Genomic DNA, 22,834 nt, shown 5'->3' on the forward strand with positions numbered 1-22,834 from the left:
TTAATTGGCGCCCTAAAACGCAAAAAACCTGCCCAAAGGCAGGTTTCAACTAACTCTACTTATACTTATACAACGCCTATTTGGATTTACCAAATAAAATAATATAAAAATTTGATCCTAATCAGGTTTTACTGACCCACCGCGGTGTTGCTCAAGTTTCACATCCGGCTTGGCATACTGATACCGTGCGAGTGACTGCAAGCCTTGATAATGGTCAAGCCCAGCGACACCTATGCTATCGATGGCATTTAAATCCAGATGGCCATCCTCTTGCAAACACGCTGGGTCTACGATGACTTCTTGAATGCTACCGATGACCATTTCTGTCTGGTTTGCGCTAATAAAGACAATGTCTTCCACCATCAAGCCGATTTTCAGTCGACATTCCTTAACGTATGGGCTAGCAAAGCTGTCGGAAAAATAAGGGGTTAGCCCGACAGCGTCAAACTCACTGACGGTTTCCGGGTAACGAGCCGAGGTCTGGTGAGCTTGTTCAACGATATCTCGGCAGACATGGTTGATAGTGTAACAACCATTTTCTTTGATGTTGGAAAGGGTATCCCGCTGGACGGTATGTGGACGCATTATCATCCCCATTAATGCTGGGTCTGCACCGAGGTGAAAGACGGAATTAATGATTGCTAAGTTATCGCCGTGCAACCCTGTAGTGCCGATAAGGTTGGCGCTTTTCACACCGCTTAATGCGTTAACAAAATTGGTGCGATAGCGCTTGTTCATTGCGCGAATATCGTCAAGAGATTTGAGAACATCAGCCATTTTGCTTCCCGAGTAAGAATAAAATCAAGACATTGAGCGTATCTCTACGTACTAATGCCGTTTTCGGATGGTTTCCGACTACTCGTTTTCTTGGCGTGCATCAATAACAATACCGCTATCACCCTGCCAAACATGTAACTCGATGGGCTGACAACAAATTTGGCAATCGACTACTTGTACCTGATCAATATCGTTTACTGCGTCTATTTCAACATCGTTAATTACCATGCAATAAGGGCATTCAAAAACACTTGATTCAGTTAAGCTCATTGTCATTCTCTTAATCAAAAAACACTGTTATACGTAGTAACCCTAATAAAAGCTTTGAGGAATTGTTACGTGAAGAAGAAATTGGGAACCTGCCCATGTTGCAAACGGCATGCGTATCTTACATTTCATCACCTGATTCCAAAGAAGTTGCACCGCCGTCCCCATTTTCGCAAACATTATGCTAAAACCGAATTGCAAAGCGGTGTGGATATTTGTCGCACCTGCCACAATGGTATTCACCGATTCTATACGGAAATGCATTTAGGTAAGCACCTTGCGAGTTTAGAGGCGCTGATGGGAGATGACAGGCTAGCTGACTATTTTGCCTGGGTAGCGAAACAAAAAATTATTATTGATAAATAACTGTACGTATATACACTAGCATTGGTGTTTATTGTCGGTGCAATATGAAAAAAACCTTACCTCCTCGTTACTATTTGACGCATTTCAATGAGTTTTTGGCTTTTTTTAATGGAGCCAGCGCGTCATTGTTGCGACCGCAAGATAGACAATTTTTAGAGGCGTTTAATGCCTTGTCTGAAGATGAACAATGCATTGTAGTGCGCGCTGCCTATCGCAAGCACGCATTGTGCAGTGTGCCATCATTCCACTATGAAGAAATCCACAACTCGCTTGCTGTACTCGAAAGCATGAAGGATTCATTTTGGTTTGGCCCTATCTCAAGTGCTGATATTGATGTGATTTGTGCGGTGTTACCCAAGCCAGATTTGCTGGTGGTGTTGAGTGAATACGAGTCAACAAAAGGGCTAAAAAGTAAAAAGAAAGACGACATTGCTAAGCGTGTTTTGACCAATGTGAATGAATTCGGTTGGCGGCCTTCGTCGGTAGATGCCCACTATACGGTATTCAAAGGCTGGCCAGTATTGCGCTATTTAATGTTTCTGTATTTCGGCCATCTCAACGGCAAGTTAAGTCAGTTCTCGATGCGCGATTTAGGGGTAATGCGCACGCGCCAAGACGCCGTGAATGACCAAGCGAGGTTTTCCGATCAAGCCAATGCTCAAGGCGCTTATTTTTACGCTACGGCATTGAAGCAACTCAAAGATGAGAATGTACCATCGTTTTCACTGTCAGATATGCCACACGTCGAGGATACCGCAGCGGTGGCTTTGAAAGACAAATACCTATTTAAGTTGGGTATCGCCGTATTGCCAGACGATGCCGACCAAGGGCTGGAGTTACTGTCGTTATCGAGCAGTGATGCCGCCGCAGAGAAATGGGTGCGCGAAGCGTTTAAGATGGGGCTGAAGGAAGCGGTTAAGCACCGACTAGAAACCATCATCGAAGATCCTGAAAGCGATACGTTATTGCTCTTTGCAGAAGATTTTTACGCTAGAAAATTCGATAAAAAGCGTACGAGTTACGTCACGGACATGCTGCGTGATGCCAAGCGTAAACTCACACTGGATGTCAATTACATTCAGTCTGTTGAAATGGGTGTTATCGCTCATTATCAGAAACACGATATTGTCGCGCAAAAAACGGAAAACCACCTTTGGCGCGCTCTGTTTGGTTTACTGTTTTGGGATTTGTTGTTTGAGAAAGATGGCGTGGTATCTGAGTTCGATCGCCGACCAATGAGTTTGCGGAACAATGACTTTTATCAGCGTTTTCAGCCCGACATTGATGAACGGCTTTTGGGCATAGCCACAGGCGAGGACTTGTATCAGCTAGTCGCGAAAACGGCAGCCGTGGCCTATGGCAAGGTTAACAGTGTTTTTATGTGGTATTCAGGCATTTTAGACCCAATACGCTTGTTACTTGAGCACGTTAACGTTAAGGCCGTAAACGCGCTGATGCTAGCCATGGCGAAAGACTTTAAGCGTTTAAAAGACGGTTTCCCCGACTTAATGATTGTTGGCAAAAACGGCATTCGTTTTGAAGAAATAAAATCTACTGGGGATCAAATACGGCGCAATCAGCTACATACGATTCGCAAAATGCGTGAATGTGGGTTTGATGTCAGTATTTGCCAAGTTGATTGGCATCGCGACCCTAATCAAGCCTACGCAGTTGTCGATATTGAAACTACAGGCGGTGGTTCTCAATATCACAGGATTACCGAGATTGGCGTGGTGAAAATGATTGGTGGCGAAATTGTTGATGAGTGGCAGTCATTGATTAATCCTCAGCGACATATCCCTCAAGCTATCACTCGTCTGACGGGAATCAATAACGAAATGGTTGCCCAGGCTCCCCACTTTGCGGACATCGCCGATAGTTTTGCCAAGTTTGTTGAGGGCTGTGTGTTTGTTGCCCACAATGTGAACTTTGATTACGGCTTTATCAAACAAGAATACGCAAGATTGGAACGCCGTTTTAGGTTGCCAAAACTGTGTACTGTGCGTGAAATGCGGCGGGTTTATCCGGGGTTGCCTTCCTATTCGCTAGCCAATTTAACTCGCCATTTTGATATAACGATGAGCCGTCATCACCGAGCATTGTCTGATGCACAGGCCGCTGCATCGTTACTAAAATTGGCTCATGAAAAAGAACAAGAAAAAGAGTAATCCATCTTAGATTTTTAGACGTAACTACTATGCACTCTGAAAAGTGTGTACGCGTTCTTGCTGTTTGCCCACCTTTTTTAAGGTGGGCTTTTTTTATTTGAAAGACGCAGAAAGCCCAACGAGCCAGCGGTAGTTCCCGTCAACCCAATCCACTCTTGTAAACCACTGGGCTTTGCTTTGCAGAATTTTACCTTTGTTTTCGAGTGATAACGCGTTTCCCGTTCCCAAAAAATCTTCGGTTAGTTCGGCTCTGGGGCCCAGTTCAGGGTCGACATAACTGTAATGAAAAAAGTAGCTGATTGGATAGTTGAACAGGTGAACTTCGCCTTTTTGCCCAACGACAACTTTGAATTCATCGGATCCAATCTTATTAATGTATTCGATGAGGTTAGTTTTGCCATCGCGTTTGATGCGGACCTCGCCGCGTACAAATGGATCGCCAGTCATGTGCTCTAAGCTGAGTTCCGTGCTAAGCCAGTCATTCCAATCAGACGATACTTCAAACTCGCCGTAGTTTAATGCGTGTGGAAGCGATAAGGCGTGATTGGCGCTTTCCAATGTTAACTCCCCTGCTACCCATTCGAATGTATGCTTAGAGGCGAAGTGTTGTGTATATCTTGCACCTTTTATCCAGCCGTATTTTGATAGGCCGGTAGACGATACATCGGCCTTATAGGTGGGGATTACGCCAAATTCGACACGAGTATCGCCTTTTTTATAGCGACCAAATATTCGTCTTATTGCGAAGGTTTGGTTTTCATCAACCGTATTGTAGCTATTGTTAAATCGATCGCCAGTAGCGGCGTAGCCATGTAGCCACCAGTTTTCATTGATCTCAAACTGCGTTTTTAGTTGCAATCGGTACTGCTGGCGGTCGTCGCGCACTTCTCTTTTATCATGGCGTACGTGAACCTTGGCCTCCCACATTTGTGTGGCTGCCCCGCTATTGGCGAGCGAAATAAAGAATAACGCGATAAGCCAAATGAATACTGTGTTGTTACTTGTTTTTCTGACCATTTGGTCAAGTTTAGTGGTTTGAGCAAAAAAAAGCCAGCGACATGTCGCTGGCAAACGGGATTTGGAGGAGGACTCCAAGAGGGTTGTGAACACTTCACAAAACAAAGGAGAAACACATAAAAACGTTGTGGCTAGCTAACACTGTTCGCTGACCACGTGTTAAATATAGCGCTGCTTTTTAATTAATTAAAATAGATAAATTTGATTGTTTTAATTACAAAAATAGAACGAAAGATATGGGAACAGTAACTTATTGTTTTGCATAAAAAAGCCCAGCTTAGTGCTGGGCTTTTAGGTCTTAGAAACGTCTTTACGCTAGGTCAATTAGGCTAGGCCGAGCTTTTTCTCTAGGTAGTGGATATTTGTTCCACCCGCGAAGAAATTCTCATCTGCCATAATGCGCTGCTGAAGCGGGACATTGGTTTTGATGCCATCAATCACCAATTCATCAAGTGCATGGCGCATTCTCGCGATAGCTTCATCACGGCTTTCGCCAAATGTAATTAACTTGCCGATCATTGAATCATAGTAAGGCGGTACTGAGTAACCCGTATAAATATGAGACTCCCAACGCACGCCTAAACCGCCAGGTGCATGGAACATGTCGACTTTACCTGGGCTAGGAATAAACGTATCAGGGTCTTCAGCGTTGATTCGGCACTCAATAGCATGGCCGTGAATCTTGATTTGGTCTTGTTCAATTGCCAACGGCTGACCAGCCGCGATTCGCAATTGTTCTTTGATCAAATCGACACCTGTGATCATTTCTGATACCGGGTGCTCTACCTGAATACGTGTATTCATTTCGATGAAGTAGAATTCACCATTTTCGTATAAGAACTCAAACGTACCTGCACCGCGATAACCAATCTCCACACAAGCTTTACGGCAACGATCACCGATTTTATTACGCATTTGCTCAGAGATACCTGGTGCTGGTGCTTCTTCTACCACTTTTTGGTGACGACGTTGCATTGAACAATCACGTTCACCTAGGTGAATGGCGTTGCCTTGTCCATCTGCAAGCACTTGAATCTCAACGTGACGTGGGTTCTCAAGGAATTTTTCCATGTAAACGACATCGTTGTTGAATGCTGCGCCTGCTTCTGCCTTGGTAGTTTCGATCGCCGTAATAAGCTCATCTTCACCACGTACAACACGCATACCACGACCACCACCGCCGCCGGCAGCTTTTACGATAATCGGATAGCCAATACGCTTTGCAATGCTCTTGTTACGCTCTTGATCGTCAGTCAATGGACCATCTGATCCTGGTACACAAGGTACACCCGCTGATTTCATTGCGTTGATCGCCGCCACTTTATCACCCATGATATTGATGGTGTCGGCAGTTGGGCCGATAAAGATAAAGCCACTTTTCTCAACGGCGTCAGCAAACTCAGCGTTTTCAGATAAGAAGCCATAGCCAGGGTGGATGGCAATCGAGTTAGTGACCTCCGCCGCTGCAATAATGCGGGGGATGTTCAAGTAACTCTCAGTTGCCGGTGCATTACCGATACAGATCGATTCGTCTGCCAGTAACACGTGCTTTAAATTTTTATCCGCTGTCGAGTGTACCGCAACAGTTTTGATACCCAGCTCTTTACAAGCTCTGAGTATGCGCAGTGCGATTTCTCCGCGGTTTGCAATAAGTACTTTATCCAACATAGTCAGATCGCTTATTCAATAATGAATAGAGGCTGGTCGAATTCGACAGCGTCTTGGTTATCTACCAGAATTTCTTTTACTACGCCCGCTTTGTCAGATTCGATCTGGTTCATCATCTTCATTGCTTCAACAATACACAAGGTATCGCCGACGTTTACTTTTTGGCCGACTTCAGCGAATGCTTTAGCCGTAGGTGAAGATGCACGATAGAAAGTACCTACCATAGGTGACTTAACAACGTGGCCAGCTGGTACAGCGGCTTCAGCTGCTGCTGGAGCGGCCTCTGCAGCAGGTGCTGGTGCAGCAGCAACAGGCATAGCTGCAGGTGCTGGGATGCTGTAATTTACAGGAGCAACGGCAGCAGAACCACCACGGTGGATGCGAACAGACTCTTCACCTTCGGTGATCTCTAGCTCGGCAATGCCAGATTCTTCCACCAATTCGATGAGTTTCTTAATTTTTCTAATATCCATGTTCTGTCTCTGTTTAATTTTGCGGTTTGTACTTGTCAATTGCAGCCGTCATTGCCAATTCGTAGCCCAAGGCGCCACAACCAACGATGACACCGGCAGCAATATCTGAAAAATAAGAGTGATGACGAAACGCTTCTCTAGCGTGAACGTTTGATAGATGCACTTCGAAAAAAGGCACTGAAATACTGAGTAGCGCATCACGCAGTGCAATGCTGGTGTGTGTAAATGCACCAGGGTTGATGATGATGGCATCAACCTTACCCATTGCGTCGTGAATGCGGTCAATTAATTCATGTTCAGCATTTGACTGGAAATGACGGAGCGAGACGCCAGCGTCCTCGGCCTTTTTCTCGAGGCCGTTAACAATATCTGTGAGACTCTGGTACCCGTATTTTTCGGGTTCGCGTTTGCCTAACATGTTTAAGTTAGGCCCGTTTATCAATAAAATTTCCATGAAAATGCTGCTATCTTTCGCTAATTGATGTTTATCGGACTATTTCAACAAAAAAAAGTTTCGTTTGCACGAAAAAACAACAAAAACGTTATCGTTTTTCACTTAGTTTGTCGATTATAGAGATTTGTTTCTATTTGGCAGCAAAATACTGGTCTTATCAGGTGAATTCGACGCAATTTCCTATACAAGTTATAGGTGTTTAGTCGTATTTTCGACGATATTGAGCAAAAGAAAACGGGACAGATTGGTACTTACCCTTTGCTTTGGCGTAATACACACCAAAGTGAAGGTGAGGAAGGGAAGAAAAGCCTGTATTTCCCGAATATCCGATCATTTCACCCGTTTTTACTCGCTGCCCTTTCTCTACTGCCACACCGTTTTGCATTAAATGGAAGTATTCACCTGTGGTGTTATCGTCATGAAGAATGATGATGTAATTGGCATACTTACCGTATCGGCTGCTGGCGCCACCTTTGTTGTGTCTGGCTTCGGTGGCAATTACTTCGCCACCTCGTGCAGCATAAATCGGCGTGCCTACGGGCATGGCTATGTCTACGGCATATTTGTCCGGCCCGCGATGAGAAAATCCGCCATTGAACCCTTGAACAATACGAAACCGCTGCCTTGATTCGCCGGGGTAATAGTATTTTGCTTGTGTGTCATGTTTGGCATTGAGCACGCCCGCAGTCCAGCGCGCTGTCATAGCGCGCCAGAAACGACGAGACGATGACGTTGTTGTTACGACGATAGGCAGGTTATCGCTAAGCTGAAATGTTCTTTTGTCACCCCGTTTGGTATTGGGGATATTGTCGAGTGTTACGACGACAGGATAAGGTGAAATACGCTGTAGAACGACGTTGTACTCGTTGTTTTTAGGTTCGAGGGTGACACAAAACCACTGCTCGAAGCAGGCGTCGTAGGCGCGACTGGGCGCACTGTAAAACAGTGCGAACAGAAACAGTACCACAGCAAGACCAATGAATGAGGTTCTAGAATCATTGGTCTCGTGCATGGCGTTTTACTTATTGATTGAACAAGCGGTTAACGTGATTGGCGAAAGGCTCGGCTTTCATAAAGCCGGTTACGCGCCCTTGGCTCAGCTCGTTACCTTGCTCATCAAAAAACATGATAGTAGGCAGACCAAGAATAAAGAACGCTTCTTGGAACTCAGCGCTTTGTGGCGTGTTATCTGTCAGGTCTATCTGCATCCATACCGTGTCGTCTAACGCCGTCACCACATCAGCATTCGGGAAGGTATACTTCTCGAACTCTTTACAAGCAACACACCAATCGGCATATAAATCGACCATCACTGATTTACCTTCGGCGTTGGCTGCTGCCAATTTTTGTTTAAAGTCTTCTAAATCTTTCACCACCATGAACTCTGGGTGACTGACAGCTGCACCGTGGCTGGCATTTGTCTGTGCTGACTCTGAAGAACTAACCGTATGTGCTTGTTGCCCACCGAACGGGAGACTGTTGTAGCCAATCATTGCACTGGCGAACAAGCCAACAAAAATAACCAGTGAACGAACCCCTTTGAATAACGTTGGGTTGGTAGGCTGGTTAACCGTGTAGAAGTAGCTGAATGCCGCTAAACCTAGACCTGCCCACAATAGATTAGACAAATCGCTGATCCACATACGCTCGACAAACATTATGGCGACCGACAACATCATGAAACCAAACGTCACTTTAACAATATTCATCCATGCTCCTGCTTTAGGGAGTAATTTCCCGCCCGTCATTCCGAATAAGATGAGTGGAATACCCATACCTAAACTAAGTACGTAAAGTGAAACGAAACCAAGCACCATGTCACCCGACTGGGCGATGAACAGTAAAATAGCCGTCAATGGCGCGGTGGTACAAGGCGATGCGACAAGCCCAGAAATTACACCCATGATGAACACACCAATGGTGTTACCACTTTTTTGGTTGTTACTTAGATTGTTTAACTTAACCTGCCATGATGATGGCAGTTGTATTTCATAAGCGCCGAACATTGCGGCAGACAGCGCAATAAACAAGGTGATCATCACGCCAAGTACGATCGGGTGTTGCAACATGGCTTGGAACTGTACGCCTGCAGAAGCCACGACTAAGCCTAAAATGGAATACGTGATGGCCATACCTTGGACGTATACAAATGACATCCAAAACGCCTTAGACGTTTTAATTTCTTTGCCTTGCCCAATAACGATGCTGGACAAGATTGGGTACATAGGGAACACACAAGGGGTGAAAGCTAATCCAATTCCCAAAGCCAGAAATGCGAATAAGGTCACTATCAAGCTTTCATCAGACGACAAGCTATCAAGGAGTTCAAATTGGCTAGAACGAACAGGTTCGGAGGTTGCTGTTTCCGCTTTGGCTTCTTCTGTGACATCAGCGTCGCTTGGCGCTGCATTGGACGCACTGACTTCGTTTAGGTAGACAACCTGTGTGGTGGGTGGGTAACACAACCCAGCCTCGGCACAGCCTTGATAGCGAACTTTGACTACGCCATCTTTCACCGAAGAAATAATGGGGTAGTCTACTGCAAGGCTATCGTAAAAAACGTCTGAAATGCCAAAGAATTCATCTTCAATTTGTACCGCTTCGGGGAAAACTGGCTCGCCGACTTCGGCATTTTTGGTAACGACTTTAAATTGCTTTTTATAGAGGTAGTAACCCTCAGCAATATCAAACTTTATGGTTAACGTATCACCCTGCTGGGCAAAGTCGAAAACAAAGGCTTGTTCAACAGTTAAAAATTCAGGTTCATCGCTGAACAAGTCTGACAATCCATTATCGCCACTTATTTGCGCAGCACTGATGCCAGGCAGTGCAAAAATAAACGCCATTAAAAATAGCAGCAGGTGTCGAGTTTTCATTAACGTTACTATCCTATTTACTTCTCTGAGTCGGTTTGCTCAATGACCCATTTGGCATAGTCATCACTTGCTATTGCATCGCGAACGACTACCCATTCTGGTACGTCATAGGGGTGCAGCATGCTGACCAATGCAAACGCATCATCTATACGTTGTTCTGTCGTTTTAATGATGAGTTGGAATTCCCGATCCGTTACTACATCATTTTCCCACCGATAGACTGATGTCACGTCGGCGATAATTTTTACGCAAGCCGCCACATTTTTATTTACCAAAGCCTTGGCTATAGCTGTCGCGCTGGCGTTGTCCGGTACAGTACAATAAACAATACAAATCTTCATTGTTAAGCTCCCTCTTGCCGAACACACAGGTGTGCATACTCAGTTACAAGCACGCAAAAAGAGTGCGCCGGATATGACCTGATTGATAGTTAGATTCTTTCAAGGAAAAGTCTACCACGGCAAATTATACCGTCGCGTATAGGATTCAGTTCATCGTATTGTCGATTTCATAACATTGAGAATTGGCATTTCTCCCCCACATTGTCTATGTAACGGCGTTGGGCCAGTTGTTTTGGGAACAATTTGGCGCGAACGCTATCCAAATATAGGTTGGAGCTAAGCCAAAGAGGTTATTTTGAGAATTTTGTTTTTATTGTTCGCCATTATGCCCATTGTTGAAATCACATTGTTGGTACAAGTTGGCGGGCTAATTGGTGGTTGGAATACCATCGCTATTGTGATTATCACAGCGGCACTAGGGGCGTTTTTGGTGAAGCGAGAAGGCTTGCAAACACTGCAAACGGCACAAGCTAAAATGCAGCGTCAAGAAATGCCAGCCAGAGAGCTAACGGAAGGCTTATTGTTACTGGTGGCAGGCGTGCTGTTGGTTACCCCTGGCTTTGTGACAGACGCCATTGGCTTTTTCTTGGTCTTGCCGCCCAGTCGACGTTGGTTGGCAAGCCGTTTGTCGAGCAAACTATTGATGAAAGTGGTGACGCCTGGCTCGTTTGGTCAACAAACCCAGTGGCAAGGGCATTCTTCCAGTGTTCATGACGACATTATTGAAGGTGAGTTTACCGACAACACGCCAAATAACCCTACAAATCGACTCGATCGGTAATCGACCGAGTTGTTTTACCTACACATTTCAAATTTTTTCGAATTTTTTGTAAAAAAACCTTGAGATCGTGTGGGTAATCCCCCATTTAACCTCGCAGAAACTATTTTAGTCGCATTTGCGGCATTACATAAAAATACGATGTGGAGCGCGATTAACGCCCATGACGTATCAATATTATCAATAACACATTATTGGAATTTTCAGGAGATTTGAAAATGGCAATTCGTCCTTTACACGACCGCGTAATCATCAAACGCGCAGAGCAAGAAAGCAAATCTGCTGGCGGCATCGTTTTGACTGGTTCTGCAGCAGAAAAATCTACTCGTGGTGAAGTCATCGCAGTAGGTAATGGTCGCGTTCTAGATAACGGTGAAGTAAAAGCCCTAGACGTTAAAGTTGGCGACACCGTTATTTTCAACGACGGTTACGGCGTAAAAACAGAAAAGCTTGATGGCGAAGAAGTGCTTATCCTTAGTGAAAGCGACATCTTGGCAATCGTTGAGTAATACAACCGTATCATCAAATATTAGAGGAATTAAAAATGGCAGCTAAAGAAGTACGTTTTGGTGATGACGCTCGTGCAAAAATGCTTAACGGCGTAAACATCCTAGCAAACGCAGTAAAAGTAACCTTGGGTCCTAAAGGCCGTAATGTTGTTCTAGACAAGTCATTCGGCGCACCGACAATCACTAAAGATGGTGTATCTGTTGCGAAAGAAATCGAGCTAGAAGACAAGTTCGAAAACATGGGCGCACAGATGGTTAAAGAAGTGGCGTCTAAAGCGAACGACGAAGCGGGTGACGGTACCACTACTGCTACAGTACTTGCGCAAGCTATCGTAACTGAAGGTCTTAAGTCAGTTGCTGCTGGCATGAACCCAATGGATCTTAAGCGCGGCATCGACAAAGCTGTTGCAGCAGCGGTTGAAGAACTTAAAGGTCTTTCAACGGAATGTGCTGACAGCAAGTCTATTGCTCAGGTTGGTACTATCTCTGCAAACTCTGACGCAGAAGTTGGCCAAATCATTGCTGACGCTATGGATAAAGTGGGTAAAGAAGGTGTAATCACTGTAGAAGAAGGTCAAGCACTTCAAAACGAACTAGACGTTGTTGAAGGTATGCAGTTTGACCGTGGTTACCTATCTCCTTACTTCATCAACAACCAAGAAAATGGCACTGTTGAACTAGATAGCCCATTCATCCTATTGGTTGACAAAAAAGTATCTAACATCCGCGAATTGCTACCTACTCTTGAAGGTGTAGCAAAAGCGTCTAAGCCTCTACTTATCATCGCTGAAGATGTTGAAGGCGAAGCACTTGCAACACTAGTTGTAAACAACATGCGTGGCATCGTGAAAGTTGCAGCGGTTAAAGCACCTGGTTTCGGTGACCGTCGTAAAGCAATGCTACAAGACATCGCTATCCTAACAGGCGGTACAGTTATCTCTGAAGAGATTGGTCTTGAGCTTGAAAAAGTGCAACTAGAAGACTTGGGTACTGCTAAGCGCGTTGTCATCAACAAAGACAACACAACAGTAGTTGACGGTGCTGGCGAAGAAGCGGCAATCGAAGGTCGTTGTGCACAAATTCGCGGTCAAATCGAAGACTCATCTTCTGATTACGACAAAGAAAAACTTCAAGAACGTTTGGCTAAATTGTCAGGCGGTGTAGCGGTTATCAAAGTTGGTGCTGCAACTGAAGTTGAAATGAAAGAGAAGAAAGACCGTGTAGAAGACGCGCTTCACGCGACTCGCGCAGCGGTTGAAGAAGGTGTAGTTGCCGGTGGTGGTGTTGCACTTGTTCGAGCAGCAGCAAAAGTAGCTGATCTTAAAGGCGAAAACGAAGACCAAACTCACGGTATCAACCTAGCACTACGTGCAATGGAAGCGCCGCTACGTCAAATCTCTTCAAACGCTGGTGCTGAAGCCTCTGTTGTTGTTAACGCCATCAAAGGCGGCGAAGGTAACTTCGGTTACAACGCGGGTAACGACACTTACGGCGACATGCTAGAAATGGGTATCCTTGACCCAACTAAAGTAACGCGTAGCGCACTTCAGTTCGCTTCTTCTGTTGCATCTCTAATGATCACAACAGAAGCAATGGTTGCTGAGCTACCTAAAGAAGAAGCTGCACCTGCAATGCCTGATATGGGCGGCATGGGTGGTATGGGCGGCATGATGTAATCATCTGCTAGCCTTTTTAGCCTTTCATATAAAGGGTTTACAACTCGTGTATACCAAAAGGTAGGCACAAAAGTAGACACCCAAGATTGGCAAAAGAAGCTTTGAGAAAGGCGTTGGGTTTAGGCTCAACGCCTTTTTTGTATCTAATCACGTTGTCAAGTCACTTGAATAAAAGCTAGATTGGTAAATACAGTAAAAGGAGGTTTTATGTTACGAAAAGGATTGTTAGTTGTTTGGTTGATATTGCTTTCAACATCTGCGTTCGCTGGTAGGGTTTCAGATGCGTTTGTCGAAGGGGCCTTTGGTGTAAAATGGGGGGCGACTATTGATGAAATTCGCGAAGTCTATCCAAATGGTTCTTTGCAAGAATCTTTCGGTATTCGACGTTATATAGTTCCTCATTCAAAGCCAGTTTTAAAAGTAAAACGCGATAACACCAATATTTCGTTTGCTTTGAATTCTTTAGGTCAGGTGCATGCTATTGGAGTTACCTTTGACGGCAATAGCTTTTCGGAAATCTATAGTGCATTAAAAACTCACTTTGGAGATCACGAAACATCCAATAACTCGTTAAAAATAAGCTGGCCCAAAGATGGAGATATTAAAATGTATCTTGTTTCAATCCCCTCAGGTTTGTCCTTAGAAACAACACTAACCATCGAGAATGTTGCTCCATTTAATGAAATTTCTAAAGAGGAGTTGGGCTTCAACTAGAGCTTTTTAAAGTTTTAGAAAATGACGACCAATGAAGTTAGATTTCTCTTGGAAGTTTTGGAGAAAGATTTAATTGGTGACTTTCTCGATGTAAATTTAATAGCAAACTTTGATTGTAGTCTTGTGCTTCGGCTTCAACTAAGAATTCCACCTCTGGTGTCAACTTTTCGAGTGTTTTCTCAATGGCACTAGAGTCTATTCTAAAAAACTCTTTACGATTATTAACGAGATTTAATCTATGTGCTTTAAAGTGGCGGTGTAGTTCAGCTTCTAGAGCAGGCGCATCCTCTGAATAAATCAGTGCGTGAACGTCAAATTTGAATGGGACACTTGCATCACCTAGTTCTCGAACGCGATCAAGTGGTTCAAGCCTTCTTGTCATACCAATTTTATATACACCGTTACCAAATGAGCCAATGTTGCTAATTATATAGACGTAACCAGATTTGGTTTTCTGAGCCATTGATAGAGCACGTTCTGATTTTGTTCTGGCTTCGTTAAGTTGAGCTTCCAGTTCTTTTAGTTCAGACTTTAGGCGCTCTAGCTCGTCACCAGTTGCTTTATTGACTCTTTCATTGGCTTTAGCGAAAAGTTCTTCGCATTTATGCTGTTCTTTTTCCGCTGCTTCTTGTTCCTTTATTAACTGTTGTTCTTCTCTTAATTGGCGCTTAGCTTCTGCTCGGTCTTCCTTCTCCTGTCTGAGCTTCTCAGCATATTCATATGTGAGCCTAAGTTCTTGTAACTTGAGTTGGAAATAGGGCTCTGTGATTTGGATATTGTTAGACTTATTGAGCTTGTCTATGGCGTCCCTCGCTTTAGATAAGCGCTCTTCCATTCTGCGGATATTATTCCATCTCACGTTTGATACTGCTGCGTCACATTCGTTATTAAAAGCTCTGAGCGTTAGTTTGAGTGCTCTGTTTGTCATAGTTTGACCTTGTCTAGCACTGTTATTAACTGTCCACTCAGTATGACAAACTGCCGCTTGTCTGGCTTTTAACATATCTTTCTGCTGCTCTCGAACAGCCGAAATCTCAGCTTTGAATCTTTCTGATGTTCCAAAGTCGAAGTGAGGTTCATAAAACCCTAATGTGGATAGCTCAATTTTTTCATCAAATACAGCCAACTCTCTTTCAAGTTCATCAAAAAGATTTCGCTTAGTTGCATATGAGGAGCGCAGAGTCTGGATGTTTGAATTGATTGCGTCTGACTCCGCATTAAGTTCTTTTACTCGCGCTTCTAAAGAGCTTATTGGCTTGTATTTATCTAGCAGAGCTGTTGTTCTTTGCCGAGAGTCTTGGAGGAGCGATTTGACGTTTAACAATTCGGATTTTAAATCACGAATTTTTAAATATGCATAGCTAGCAACTGAAAATGTGACGAAAGTAACAATATAGTATGCTAAGTGCCCATGATCCTTTGGCAGAATTTCAAATAAATCCACAACTGATATCCGTATTTTTTTGTCCCTTTTTGCACTTTACATCACGCAATGATCCTTTACAAAATCAAGACATAAAGTTACTGACTTTGAGTTTTCTCAATAAACTTTTTGTTAATTACTCGATCTAATTCAACGCAGGCGCTTCAAATACCGGCTTTTCCCCACACAGTCCTTTCTCTAAACTTTTGAACCACGGGCTCTTGCTATCATGCAGTGGCGCAGACAATGCCTGTTTGTGATCAACCGTAATGAAGGGAGCGTCTTCGGGTTTTCCTGCTTCGGTTAACAAGAAATAGTCAGTTTGATAGGTGTTGAGTAGCAGGCGGTTTGGTGCGCCTGTATCGATAACTTCAGCGCGGGTTACTGCTTTGAATTTAGCGTCTTTACTATCGAGTTTGAGTAACTGCTTGTAGTAATAACCAATATCCGATGGCATTTGAGAAAAGCTAGAAAGCAGCTGCACTAACGTGGTCAATTCGATAGCTTCTCGCTGGAGCATAAAACCGTGAATTGACTCTTGGGCCGAAGATGGACTTTTCCCAATCGTATATGCCTGGAGCGTGGCCAAGTCGTCTAAGTAGGCTTTGCCCTCTTCCGTGTAGCTCTCAAGTGCGTCATTGTTTACTTTAATATAGTAGTCGCTTATGCCTGCTGGCACGATTTCGAACAATACAACGGCGGGCGTGATGGCATCTCGTGCTTCCTCATCGGTTGGGCCCAATGGTTCACAGCGTTCAGAAATAGTGTACCAATACTCTCCAGCTCCCTTTGCGGAAACAGATAGCGAGGCCGCCAACATGAGAAAACCCGCGTATTTCAAAATGGGCATGATGATATAGACATTCCGTAAGGCATATTTATCGCGCCATAGTAATCCACTCAGCGTTAGATGAACAATTTTGGAACTATTATTTTAATCCGTTGACTAAAAAGCGAGCAATTCTTAGCGCATCTTAAAATGTGTGTATACACTTAGTCTAGACGTGCTGGCTTTTGGTATTCGATTTTGCAGCATTTGTACATTACAAAGAGAACAAAACCTGCAGACCAAAACTCAACACGCCCTAAGATACCCTATTGAATTGCCGTTTTTGGTATCGGGAGTGAGTAGTTGAATAAAGCGTTTTTCTCTGTAGAAACATTGGCGTCAGTAGTGCTGGTAAAAAAGAGTGGTTATTGGGATATCGTGACCGATATCGCCTACGTAACTGACTTGGCTGAGACCTTCGCAAAATTTAAAACTCGAAATTTTATCGTCGTCGTAGATATGCGAGGCTGGGTTTGTCCCGATGAAGTGAAAAACTCTGAGTTCAAAACCAAGGTGGTATTAGACAGGCGATCGCAAGTGGCGGAAAGCTGGATAATTGATAGTCCCAAGGACTCCGAACACCTGTTGCAATATGTTGAGTCACCCTCATTAGATTTTGTTCGCAGTAGCGATATGGCAACAATTTTTACGTGGTTAGAGCGGCAATCGATTGGTGATTATGAAATCGATGCCGTAAAACATTGGTTAAACATGCCACCTGATATTGATTCTTGATGGTAGCCTAGTAGAGTAATCTTCAGCATGTCTCGTTTAATGTGGTAGCTATGGCATCTGCGAAATATTCGATTCACATTCACGGTAACCTCATCCTCGCCAGAACAACAGGCGAGTGGGATTTGTCTACCGATATCGCCTATCTTGCCGAGGCATCTTCAGCTTTGTCAGCGCAAAAAGGCCGGTCATTTTATATTATTGTCGATATGCGTGGCTGGCGGGTGACTGACGAAGTTAAGTACGCAACCGTGAAAGACAACCTCGTGCTTGATAGACGCGGCCAAAAAGGCGAATGTTGGCTGATGGATTCAACGCATCAAGCAAATTACCTGTTGCCCTACTTTTCCAATTTTCGTTTTACCCTAGACAGGTTCACCCGAGTAGACCACTTGAAACAGTGGGCAAAAAAGCATAATGACATCGATTTTGATACCACATTGGCAAATTGGTTGGATAAAAAGCCATAAAACTGGTTTTTTTGATGCATTTGCGGTGCGATTTTCGTAGCGCCAAAAGTCATCTTGTCTATAATACGGATCATCTAGATAAGCACTTTTTTTGCATTTTTATACGCCAACCTATGGGTAGGCGTTTTTTGTTTTAGGAGAGGTCGCATTGGCAGACTGGAGCATCGAAGAAGCTGAGAAATTGTACGGTGTATCTCGCTGGGGTGGTGGTTATTTCCGCATCGGTGACAACGGCAACGTACAGGTTACTCCTGATCCTAGTAATACTGATATGCGCATTGATTTCCAATCGGTCATCAATGAAATCAAACAAGAAGGGATTCAATTCCCTGTGGTAGTGCGTTTTCACGACGTACTGCGCTCGCAAGTCGCGAACCTGAATAAGGTGTTTATTAACACCATCAAAGAAGCTGACTACAACGGGCATTACAATGGCGTTTATCCGGTTAAAGTTAACCAGATGCGTGAAGTGGTGGAAGAAATTGTTGATGCCGGTGAAGCTTTTAACTACGGGCTAGAAGCGGGCTCAAAAGCGGAATTACTGACGGTATTAGCGATGAATACCAATGAAGATTCGCTCACCATTTTGAACGGTTACAAAGACGAAGAGTTCATGCGTTTAGCGTTACTAGGGCGCAAACTCGGGCGTCGTATGGTTGTTGTCGTCGAGAAATTTACTGAGCTTCTACTCTTAGTGAAAATTGCTAAAGAGCTCGAAATCGAACCTATGATTGGTGTTCGAGCAAAAATGACAGTGAAGGGCCGCGGCAAATGGGAAAGCTCAAGTGGTGAAAGAGCGAAGTTCGGGCTCACTATCACCGAAATTATCAAAGCGGCGCAATACCTTGAATCTGAAGGGATGTCACATTGCTTAAACTTGCTTCACTTCCATATCGGTAGCCAATTAACCGATATCCGTGCGGTAAAAGAAGCGATTACCGAAGGGGCGAGAATATACGCGGAACTGCATAAAATGGGGTTCCCGCTGAGCTACGTTGATGTTGGTGGCGGCCTAGGCATCGATTACGATGGCAGTAATTCGACCAATGAATCGTCGCGCAATTACAACATGCAAGAATATGTCTCAGATGTCGTTTATGGCATGAAAGAAATCTGTGACATGGAAGGTGTCCCCCATCCCAATTTGGTGAGTGAAAGTGGTCGTGCTGTGACAGCGCATCACAGCTGTGTGATCACTGAAATCGTCGGTGAAATTCGCTCTAACAGCGCCGATATGGATACCACGCCGAAAGACGGCGAACATATGTTTGTGAGAAACATTCGCGAATTGGTAACGGGGTTTGATGACTTAACCAACAAGCAGGAAGTGTTCAACGATGCTTCACAGTGGAAAGAGCAAGCATTAGATGCGTTTAAGCTAAGTGTGTTGTCACTGGAAGAGCTGGCGGTAATCGAAACCTTGTATTGGCAAGTGATGGTGCGATTGCAAGAGCACTATGCCGACGATGAATATACTCCCGAAGAGCTCCAGATGTTGGACTTCTCGTTGTCATCGCAATACTTGTGCAACTTCTCAGTATTTCAATCCGCTGCCGATTCTTGGGCTATTGATCAACTGTTGCCAGTTGTACCATTAATGAGAATGAACGAGCGTCCACAAGTGAATTGTTCACTGGTGGATATTACCTGTGACAGTGACGGCAAAATTGATCAATTTACCAATGGTCGTGAAATCACCGATGTGTTGCCGCTGCATCGCCTCAACGGTGAGCCCTACTTTTTGGGAATCTTCCTCACTGGTGCTTATCAGGACGTGATGGGCGACATGCACAATATGTTTGGTCGGTTAAATGAAATACACATTTTCAGTTACGACGATGACCCAGAAGATTTCTACATTGAGGAGATTGTGAAAGGGTCTTCCGTAGACGATGTGATGTCAGTCATGCAATACAACACGCGAGCGATGGCATCAGACGTCAAACGCCGCATTGATAAGCATGTAGCTAAAGGTGACATCAAGCCTAGAGAGGGTGTGCGCTGGACCGATTTCTACGAAAACTGTTTAAGTGGCTATACCTACCTCAAAACGGATACATAAAACAAAAGGGCGCATTCGCGCCCTTTTTCGTTTATTTAACCTGGTCTAAGTAGCTATCCCATAATTTGGCAGTTGTGCTGTTTATCATGTTTGATTCCGCGTTCATCAGCATCACATACCCAACGCCTCTATCCGGCATAAAGGCGACATCCGCGCGATACCCTTTTACCCAGCCACCGTGATACACCAAGGTTTCACCTTCGAAATTGTATATGCGCCAACCCAAACCGTAGTGCGCATCGAATAAATGGCGTTTCCAGCCACGGCGGTAGATTTCTTTAGTGGTTTTCACTCTAGGCGTAGTGACATCTTCTATAATGGCGTCAGGCACAACAGTAGGGAATTCGCCCAGCATTGCTTGTAGCCATATCGTCATGTCTCGAATGCTGGCATTGACGCCCGCAGCGGGTGAGAAACGGTAATAGTTACTTTCTATTTTTCCTTCTCTCCAGCGGTTACGCGCGATAGCGATATGCGGTCGCGCCCAGTTGTCTTTCGCAATCAAAGCACCCTTACCCGCACTTGCGCCTGTCATGCCTAAAGGAATGAATAGCTGCTCTTGTAATTGCCGATGATAAGAGGTGTTTTGGCTATTAAAATAGGCTTCAATGGTTCCAAACAAGGCGTTTTGGTAGGTATAGCATTTACCTGGCGCACAAAGAGGTTCAAGGGTTGATAATTGTTTGAGCACTCGAGTGAGGGAGTAATCGGCTTCAATTAAATTGTCGTACGCATTTGGCATGAAGCCACTCGACTGGCCAACAATGTGCTGTAACTGCAACCCGTCCATACCCTTACCAGTAAAATCGAGCTCAGGCAGCAAGGTTTCAACGGGCGTATCAAGGGAAAATGTGCGTTGTCGAGCTAGTTTGGCCATTAACACACCGGTAAAGGTTTTGGATACCGATGCCAAGCGAAAGCGAGTTTCAGCATCGATTTTGTTCCCTTTATTGTGCGTTTTGCCATAGACAAAAATCTGCGGCGTTTTGCCTTGCTCGTAAAACACAAAGGCATAGCCAGGAATCTTGTATTTAACCGCTTGAGACCTGACGTAATTTGCATAGCTTTTTAACCACGCGTCTGTCGCACTGGCCGCGAGCGGAAAAAACAGTAGGCAAAAAAATGCTACGCAGCGTGTTAGAAAAACATTAATCATGAAATCGCTTATTTAGGTCGCGTGTTGTTATTGTCATTTAGCGTCGACAAGTGACTCAGCCGAGTATTATGCGAAGTCGCAAGCGCTTTATCAACTTTATCCACATTCAGTGCCGATTTTGTCGCACTAGACCCAGTGTGATGGGATACACTGATCCTATTATTCAGGCATAGGGTGGCAACGATGAGCAAGGTGACAGACGAGCAACAATGCCAACGTTATTCCGCGGCAAGAATGGCCCGAGACTACCGGTTTGATGGGGCTTTTTTCGTGGCGGTTAAGTCAACAGGGATATTTTGCCGTCCAATTTGTCCGGCGCCGCTACCGATGGAAAAGAACGTCGATTACTACACCGTTGCTTCACAAGCATTGGATGCTGGCTTTCGTCCCTGTTTGCGTTGCCGTCCAGATAGCGCACCTGGTTCGCCTGCGTGGCAAGGCGCTGATACAACCTTATCCCGTGGGCTATCCTTACTGGCCGAAAATCATGAACAGTCCATTCCTGACATCGCCGCACGTCTGGGTATTTCTCAACGCTATCTGCATAAGTTGGTGAGTGAAAACTTAGGGCTATCACCACAAAAATACCGCCGGTATAACCAAGCACTATTTGCTAAACAACTTCTCCAACAAACCATGTTGCCAGTCACTGATATTGCCCTTGCTTCCGGCCTGAATTCTGCGAGACGATTGCAGTCCTTGTGCCAGCAGATATTGGATAAAACCCCCTCTCAGCTGAGAGCACAACACGCGAGTGAAACGCCAGAGAGTATCTCGCTCTTCTTGTCGTATCGGCCGCCTTATGATTGGGAGGCGATACGCGAATTTCTCAAACGCCGATTGATTCACAATACCGAGGCTATCGACGAGCAGAGTTTTGCTAAAGTGTTTACCTATGGCAAAGGGATCGGGCGATTTAAAGCAACCCATGTCGCTCAAAAGCACGGTTTCGCGGTTGAAGTGCAAGTGTCGGATTTAACGATACTTCGTCCGGTGATAGCTAACATCAAGCGCTTACTGGATTTAAGTGCCGATCCTATGATCATTGCGGAGTCCTTGAGAAAAACAGGGTTGGCGCAAACCTATATCAACCCGGGTATGCGACAACCGGGGGTGTGGAATGAGTTTGAAGCGGGTGTGCGTGCTATCCTCGGCCAACAAGTCAGCGTGACGGCGGCGATTAATCTACTTAACAAAGTTGTTGCAGAATACGGTGAGAGCACACCTTACGGAACCGCTTTTCCCTTACCTGAAAACATAGCGACGGCATCACTCGAATGCATATCGATGCCAGGCGCTCGCAAAGAGGCGCTGCGGAATTTTGCTGCGCTGTACCGTGAGTATGACTGCCCAAAAGACGCCCAAATATTGGCTATTAAAGGTATTGGTCAATGGACATTGGACTATATTTCGCTGCGCGGCAGAAGCTGGCCAGACGTATACCTTGGTGGCGATCTGATCGTTAAAAAGATGCAGTCTCGTACCCCCATTACGCCACAAAATGGCGCACCGTGGCGAAGCTACTTAACACTGCAATTGTGGGCTTTGAGTGACCGAATAAAGGAGTAACTTATGTATCAAGATTACGTACAATGGCCTCTAGGTTGGCTGCAAGTGAGCGCGAGTGACGCGGGCATAACGTCTATTGTGATGGTTGACGAAAAAGGCACGAGCCATCCGAATATTCACACACAGCAAGCCGTTTTACAGTTAGAGCAATACCTCAACGGCGAACGCACGACGTTCGATTTGGTGTTGGCGGCAGTCGGTACTGAGTTTCAACAACAAGTGTGGCGCGCCTTGCTGACCATTCCGTTTGGTGAGACTCGCTCTTATCAAGATATTGCCAATCAGATCGGCAACCCCAAAGGCGTGCGAGCAGTGGGTTTGGCAAATGGCAAAAATCCGATTTCCATTGTAGTACCATGTCACCGTGTTATCGGAAAAAACGGCGCACTTACCGGTTATGCAGGTGGATTGCGAGCAAAAGAACAATTACTCACATTAGAGGGAGCATTAACGCAGTGCCTGAACTTCGAGCCAACTTAATTTTACTGGTACTTGGTGCAATTTGGGGC

At 44.9% G+C, this 22,834-nt stretch carries 23 protein-coding genes; 11 read left to right on the forward strand and 12 right to left on the reverse strand.

Translation table 11 applies throughout. From position 1 onward, the window contains the following. Positions 1-117: 117 nt before the first annotated feature. Positions 118-777: a flavin reductase family protein gene (locus tag AC27G9_RS13400; RefSeq protein ID WP_487074937.1), complete on the reverse strand. Its 660-nt coding sequence runs from the start codon at positions 775-777 to the stop codon at positions 118-120. 78 nt (positions 778-855) lie between these two features. Further along, positions 856-1,047 (reverse strand): zinc ribbon domain-containing protein, encoded by a 192-nt coding sequence (locus AC27G9_RS13405; RefSeq protein ID WP_487074938.1) that lies wholly within the window; start codon positions 1,045-1,047, stop codon positions 856-858. 69 nt (positions 1,048-1,116) lie between these two features. Here AC27G9_RS13405 and AC27G9_RS13410 point away from each other — a divergent pair, with 69 nt between their 5' ends. Further along, complete coding sequence (locus tag AC27G9_RS13410; RefSeq protein WP_487074939.1) at positions 1,117-1,410, forward strand: hypothetical protein; 294 nt, start codon at positions 1,117-1,119, stop codon at positions 1,408-1,410. Between the two features lie 44 nt (positions 1,411-1,454). Further along, on the forward strand, positions 1,455-3,578 hold the full coding sequence (locus tag AC27G9_RS13415) for an exonuclease domain-containing protein (RefSeq protein WP_487074940.1): 2,124 nt from the start codon (positions 1,455-1,457) through the stop codon (positions 3,576-3,578). 93 nt (positions 3,579-3,671) lie between these two features. On the opposite strand, the gene AC27G9_RS13420 is transcribed toward AC27G9_RS13415, so the two are convergent. The 7 genes from AC27G9_RS13420 to cutA form a co-directional block, all read right to left on the reverse strand. Beyond that, positions 3,672-4,595 carry a hypothetical protein gene (locus AC27G9_RS13420; RefSeq protein ID WP_487074941.1) on the reverse strand — a complete coding sequence of 308 codons (924 nt, stop codon included), beginning with the start codon at positions 4,593-4,595 and terminating at the stop codon, positions 3,672-3,674. A 324-nt stretch (positions 4,596-4,919) separates the two neighbouring features. After that, positions 4,920-6,263 carry an acetyl-CoA carboxylase biotin carboxylase subunit gene (gene accC / locus AC27G9_RS13425; RefSeq protein ID WP_487074942.1) on the reverse strand — a complete coding sequence of 448 codons (1,344 nt, stop codon included), beginning with the start codon at positions 6,261-6,263 and terminating at the stop codon, positions 4,920-4,922. An 11-nt stretch (positions 6,264-6,274) separates the two neighbouring features. Further along, positions 6,275-6,736, reverse strand: a complete 462-nt coding sequence (accB, locus tag AC27G9_RS13430) for an acetyl-CoA carboxylase biotin carboxyl carrier protein (RefSeq protein ID WP_487074943.1) — start codon at positions 6,734-6,736, stop codon at positions 6,275-6,277. A 13-nt stretch (positions 6,737-6,749) separates the two neighbouring features. Beyond that, positions 6,750-7,190 (reverse strand): type II 3-dehydroquinate dehydratase, encoded by a 441-nt coding sequence (gene aroQ / locus AC27G9_RS13435; protein WP_487074944.1) that lies wholly within the window; start codon positions 7,188-7,190, stop codon positions 6,750-6,752. A 199-nt stretch (positions 7,191-7,389) separates the two neighbouring features. Continuing rightward, positions 7,390-8,202: a M23 family metallopeptidase gene (locus tag AC27G9_RS13440; RefSeq protein ID WP_487074945.1), complete on the reverse strand. Its 813-nt coding sequence runs from the start codon at positions 8,200-8,202 to the stop codon at positions 7,390-7,392. Between the two features lie 10 nt (positions 8,203-8,212). Then, positions 8,213-10,051, reverse strand: coding sequence for a protein-disulfide reductase DsbD (locus tag AC27G9_RS13445; RefSeq protein WP_487075243.1), 1,839 nt, complete (start codon positions 10,049-10,051; stop codon positions 8,213-8,215). A 32-nt stretch (positions 10,052-10,083) separates the two neighbouring features. After that, on the reverse strand, positions 10,084-10,407 hold the full coding sequence (gene cutA / locus AC27G9_RS13450) for a divalent-cation tolerance protein CutA (protein ID WP_487074946.1): 324 nt from the start codon (positions 10,405-10,407) through the stop codon (positions 10,084-10,086). Between the two features lie 295 nt (positions 10,408-10,702). Here cutA and AC27G9_RS13455 point away from each other — a divergent pair, with 295 nt between their 5' ends. From AC27G9_RS13455 to AC27G9_RS13470, 4 genes are all read left to right on the forward strand, one after another. After that, positions 10,703-11,188, forward strand: coding sequence for an FxsA family protein (locus tag AC27G9_RS13455; protein ID WP_487074947.1), 486 nt, complete (start codon positions 10,703-10,705; stop codon positions 11,186-11,188). A 215-nt stretch (positions 11,189-11,403) separates the two neighbouring features. Beyond that, positions 11,404-11,694, forward strand: a complete 291-nt coding sequence (locus AC27G9_RS13460; RefSeq protein ID WP_487074948.1) for a co-chaperone GroES — start codon at positions 11,404-11,406, stop codon at positions 11,692-11,694. A gap of 35 nt (positions 11,695-11,729) precedes the next feature. Continuing rightward, positions 11,730-13,370: a chaperonin GroEL gene (gene groL, locus AC27G9_RS13465; protein ID WP_487074949.1), complete on the forward strand. Its 1,641-nt coding sequence runs from the start codon at positions 11,730-11,732 to the stop codon at positions 13,368-13,370. A gap of 207 nt (positions 13,371-13,577) precedes the next feature. Next, positions 13,578-14,084 (forward strand): hypothetical protein, encoded by a 507-nt coding sequence (locus AC27G9_RS13470; protein ID WP_487074950.1) that lies wholly within the window; start codon positions 13,578-13,580, stop codon positions 14,082-14,084. 37 nt (positions 14,085-14,121) lie between these two features. Here the strand turns inward: AC27G9_RS13470 and AC27G9_RS13475 are convergent, their stop codons facing one another. Continuing rightward, positions 14,122-15,528 carry an SNIPE associated domain-containing protein gene (locus AC27G9_RS13475; protein WP_487074951.1) on the reverse strand — a complete coding sequence of 469 codons (1,407 nt, stop codon included), beginning with the start codon at positions 15,526-15,528 and terminating at the stop codon, positions 14,122-14,124. A gap of 124 nt (positions 15,529-15,652) precedes the next feature. Then, complete coding sequence (locus tag AC27G9_RS13480; protein ID WP_487074952.1) at positions 15,653-16,357, reverse strand: hypothetical protein; 705 nt, start codon at positions 16,355-16,357, stop codon at positions 15,653-15,655. 282 nt (positions 16,358-16,639) lie between these two features. Here AC27G9_RS13480 and AC27G9_RS13485 point away from each other — a divergent pair, with 282 nt between their 5' ends. From AC27G9_RS13485 to speA, 3 genes are all read left to right on the forward strand, one after another. Further along, complete coding sequence (locus AC27G9_RS13485) at positions 16,640-17,071, forward strand: hypothetical protein (protein WP_487074953.1); 432 nt, start codon at positions 16,640-16,642, stop codon at positions 17,069-17,071. Between the two features lie 50 nt (positions 17,072-17,121). Then, on the forward strand, positions 17,122-17,538 hold the full coding sequence (locus tag AC27G9_RS13490) for a hypothetical protein (RefSeq protein WP_487074954.1): 417 nt from the start codon (positions 17,122-17,124) through the stop codon (positions 17,536-17,538). A 148-nt stretch (positions 17,539-17,686) separates the two neighbouring features. Then, the gene (speA, locus tag AC27G9_RS13495) at positions 17,687-19,600 is read left to right on the forward strand and encodes a biosynthetic arginine decarboxylase (RefSeq protein WP_487074955.1); all 1,914 of its coding nucleotides are present in this window, start codon (positions 17,687-17,689) and stop codon (positions 19,598-19,600) included. 31 nt (positions 19,601-19,631) lie between these two features. On the opposite strand, the gene AC27G9_RS13500 is transcribed toward speA, so the two are convergent. Further along, a complete protein-coding gene (locus AC27G9_RS13500; protein ID WP_487074956.1) occupies positions 19,632-20,756 on the reverse strand; it encodes a serine hydrolase domain-containing protein in 1,125 nt (374 codons plus the stop codon). A 183-nt stretch (positions 20,757-20,939) separates the two neighbouring features. On the opposite strand from AC27G9_RS13500, the gene AC27G9_RS13505 reads away from it, so the two are divergent. Together AC27G9_RS13505 and AC27G9_RS13510 are read left to right on the forward strand one after the other, a co-directional pair. Further along, positions 20,940-22,325, forward strand: a complete 1,386-nt coding sequence (locus tag AC27G9_RS13505) for a DNA-3-methyladenine glycosylase 2 family protein (protein ID WP_487074957.1) — start codon at positions 20,940-20,942, stop codon at positions 22,323-22,325. A gap of 3 nt (positions 22,326-22,328) precedes the next feature. Beyond that, positions 22,329-22,805: a methylated-DNA--[protein]-cysteine S-methyltransferase gene (locus AC27G9_RS13510; RefSeq protein ID WP_487074958.1), complete on the forward strand. Its 477-nt coding sequence runs from the start codon at positions 22,329-22,331 to the stop codon at positions 22,803-22,805. Positions 22,806-22,834 lie beyond the last annotated feature (29 nt).

The organism is Alteromonas sp. 5NS40-0096 (assembly GCF_057544385.1).

Excerpts from the sequence above, each read along its gene's own strand:
- AC27G9_RS13400 (WP_487074937.1), bottom strand. The coding sequence starts at position 777 with ATGGCTGATGTTCTCAAATCTCTTGACGATATTCGCGCAATGAACAAG.
- AC27G9_RS13405 (WP_487074938.1), bottom strand. The coding sequence starts at position 1,047 with ATGAGCTTAACTGAATCAAGTGTTTTTGAATGCCCTTATTGCATGGTA.
- AC27G9_RS13415 (WP_487074940.1), top strand. The coding sequence starts at position 1,455 with ATGAAAAAAACCTTACCTCCTCGTTACTATTTGACGCATTTCAATGAG.
- AC27G9_RS13420 (WP_487074941.1), bottom strand. The coding sequence starts at position 4,595 with ATGGTCAGAAAAACAAGTAACAACACAGTATTCATTTGGCTTATCGCG.
- accC (WP_487074942.1), bottom strand. The coding sequence starts at position 6,263 with ATGTTGGATAAAGTACTTATTGCAAACCGCGGAGAAATCGCACTGCGC.
- accB (WP_487074943.1), bottom strand. The coding sequence starts at position 6,736 with ATGGATATTAGAAAAATTAAGAAACTCATCGAATTGGTGGAAGAATCT.
- aroQ (WP_487074944.1), bottom strand. The coding sequence starts at position 7,190 with ATGGAAATTTTATTGATAAACGGGCCTAACTTAAACATGTTAGGCAAA.
- AC27G9_RS13440 (WP_487074945.1), bottom strand. The coding sequence starts at position 8,202 with ATGCACGAGACCAATGATTCTAGAACCTCATTCATTGGTCTTGCTGTG.
- cutA (WP_487074946.1), bottom strand. The coding sequence starts at position 10,407 with ATGAAGATTTGTATTGTTTATTGTACTGTACCGGACAACGCCAGCGCG.
- AC27G9_RS13460 (WP_487074948.1), top strand. The coding sequence starts at position 11,404 with ATGGCAATTCGTCCTTTACACGACCGCGTAATCATCAAACGCGCAGAG.
- groL (WP_487074949.1), top strand. The coding sequence starts at position 11,730 with ATGGCAGCTAAAGAAGTACGTTTTGGTGATGACGCTCGTGCAAAAATG.
- AC27G9_RS13470 (WP_487074950.1), top strand. The coding sequence starts at position 13,578 with ATGTTACGAAAAGGATTGTTAGTTGTTTGGTTGATATTGCTTTCAACA.
- AC27G9_RS13480 (WP_487074952.1), bottom strand. The coding sequence starts at position 16,357 with ATGCCCATTTTGAAATACGCGGGTTTTCTCATGTTGGCGGCCTCGCTA.
- AC27G9_RS13490 (WP_487074954.1), top strand. The coding sequence starts at position 17,122 with ATGGCATCTGCGAAATATTCGATTCACATTCACGGTAACCTCATCCTC.
- AC27G9_RS13500 (WP_487074956.1), bottom strand. The coding sequence starts at position 20,756 with ATGATTAATGTTTTTCTAACACGCTGCGTAGCATTTTTTTGCCTACTG.
- AC27G9_RS13505 (WP_487074957.1), top strand. The coding sequence starts at position 20,940 with ATGAGCAAGGTGACAGACGAGCAACAATGCCAACGTTATTCCGCGGCA.
- AC27G9_RS13510 (WP_487074958.1), top strand. The coding sequence starts at position 22,329 with ATGTATCAAGATTACGTACAATGGCCTCTAGGTTGGCTGCAAGTGAGC.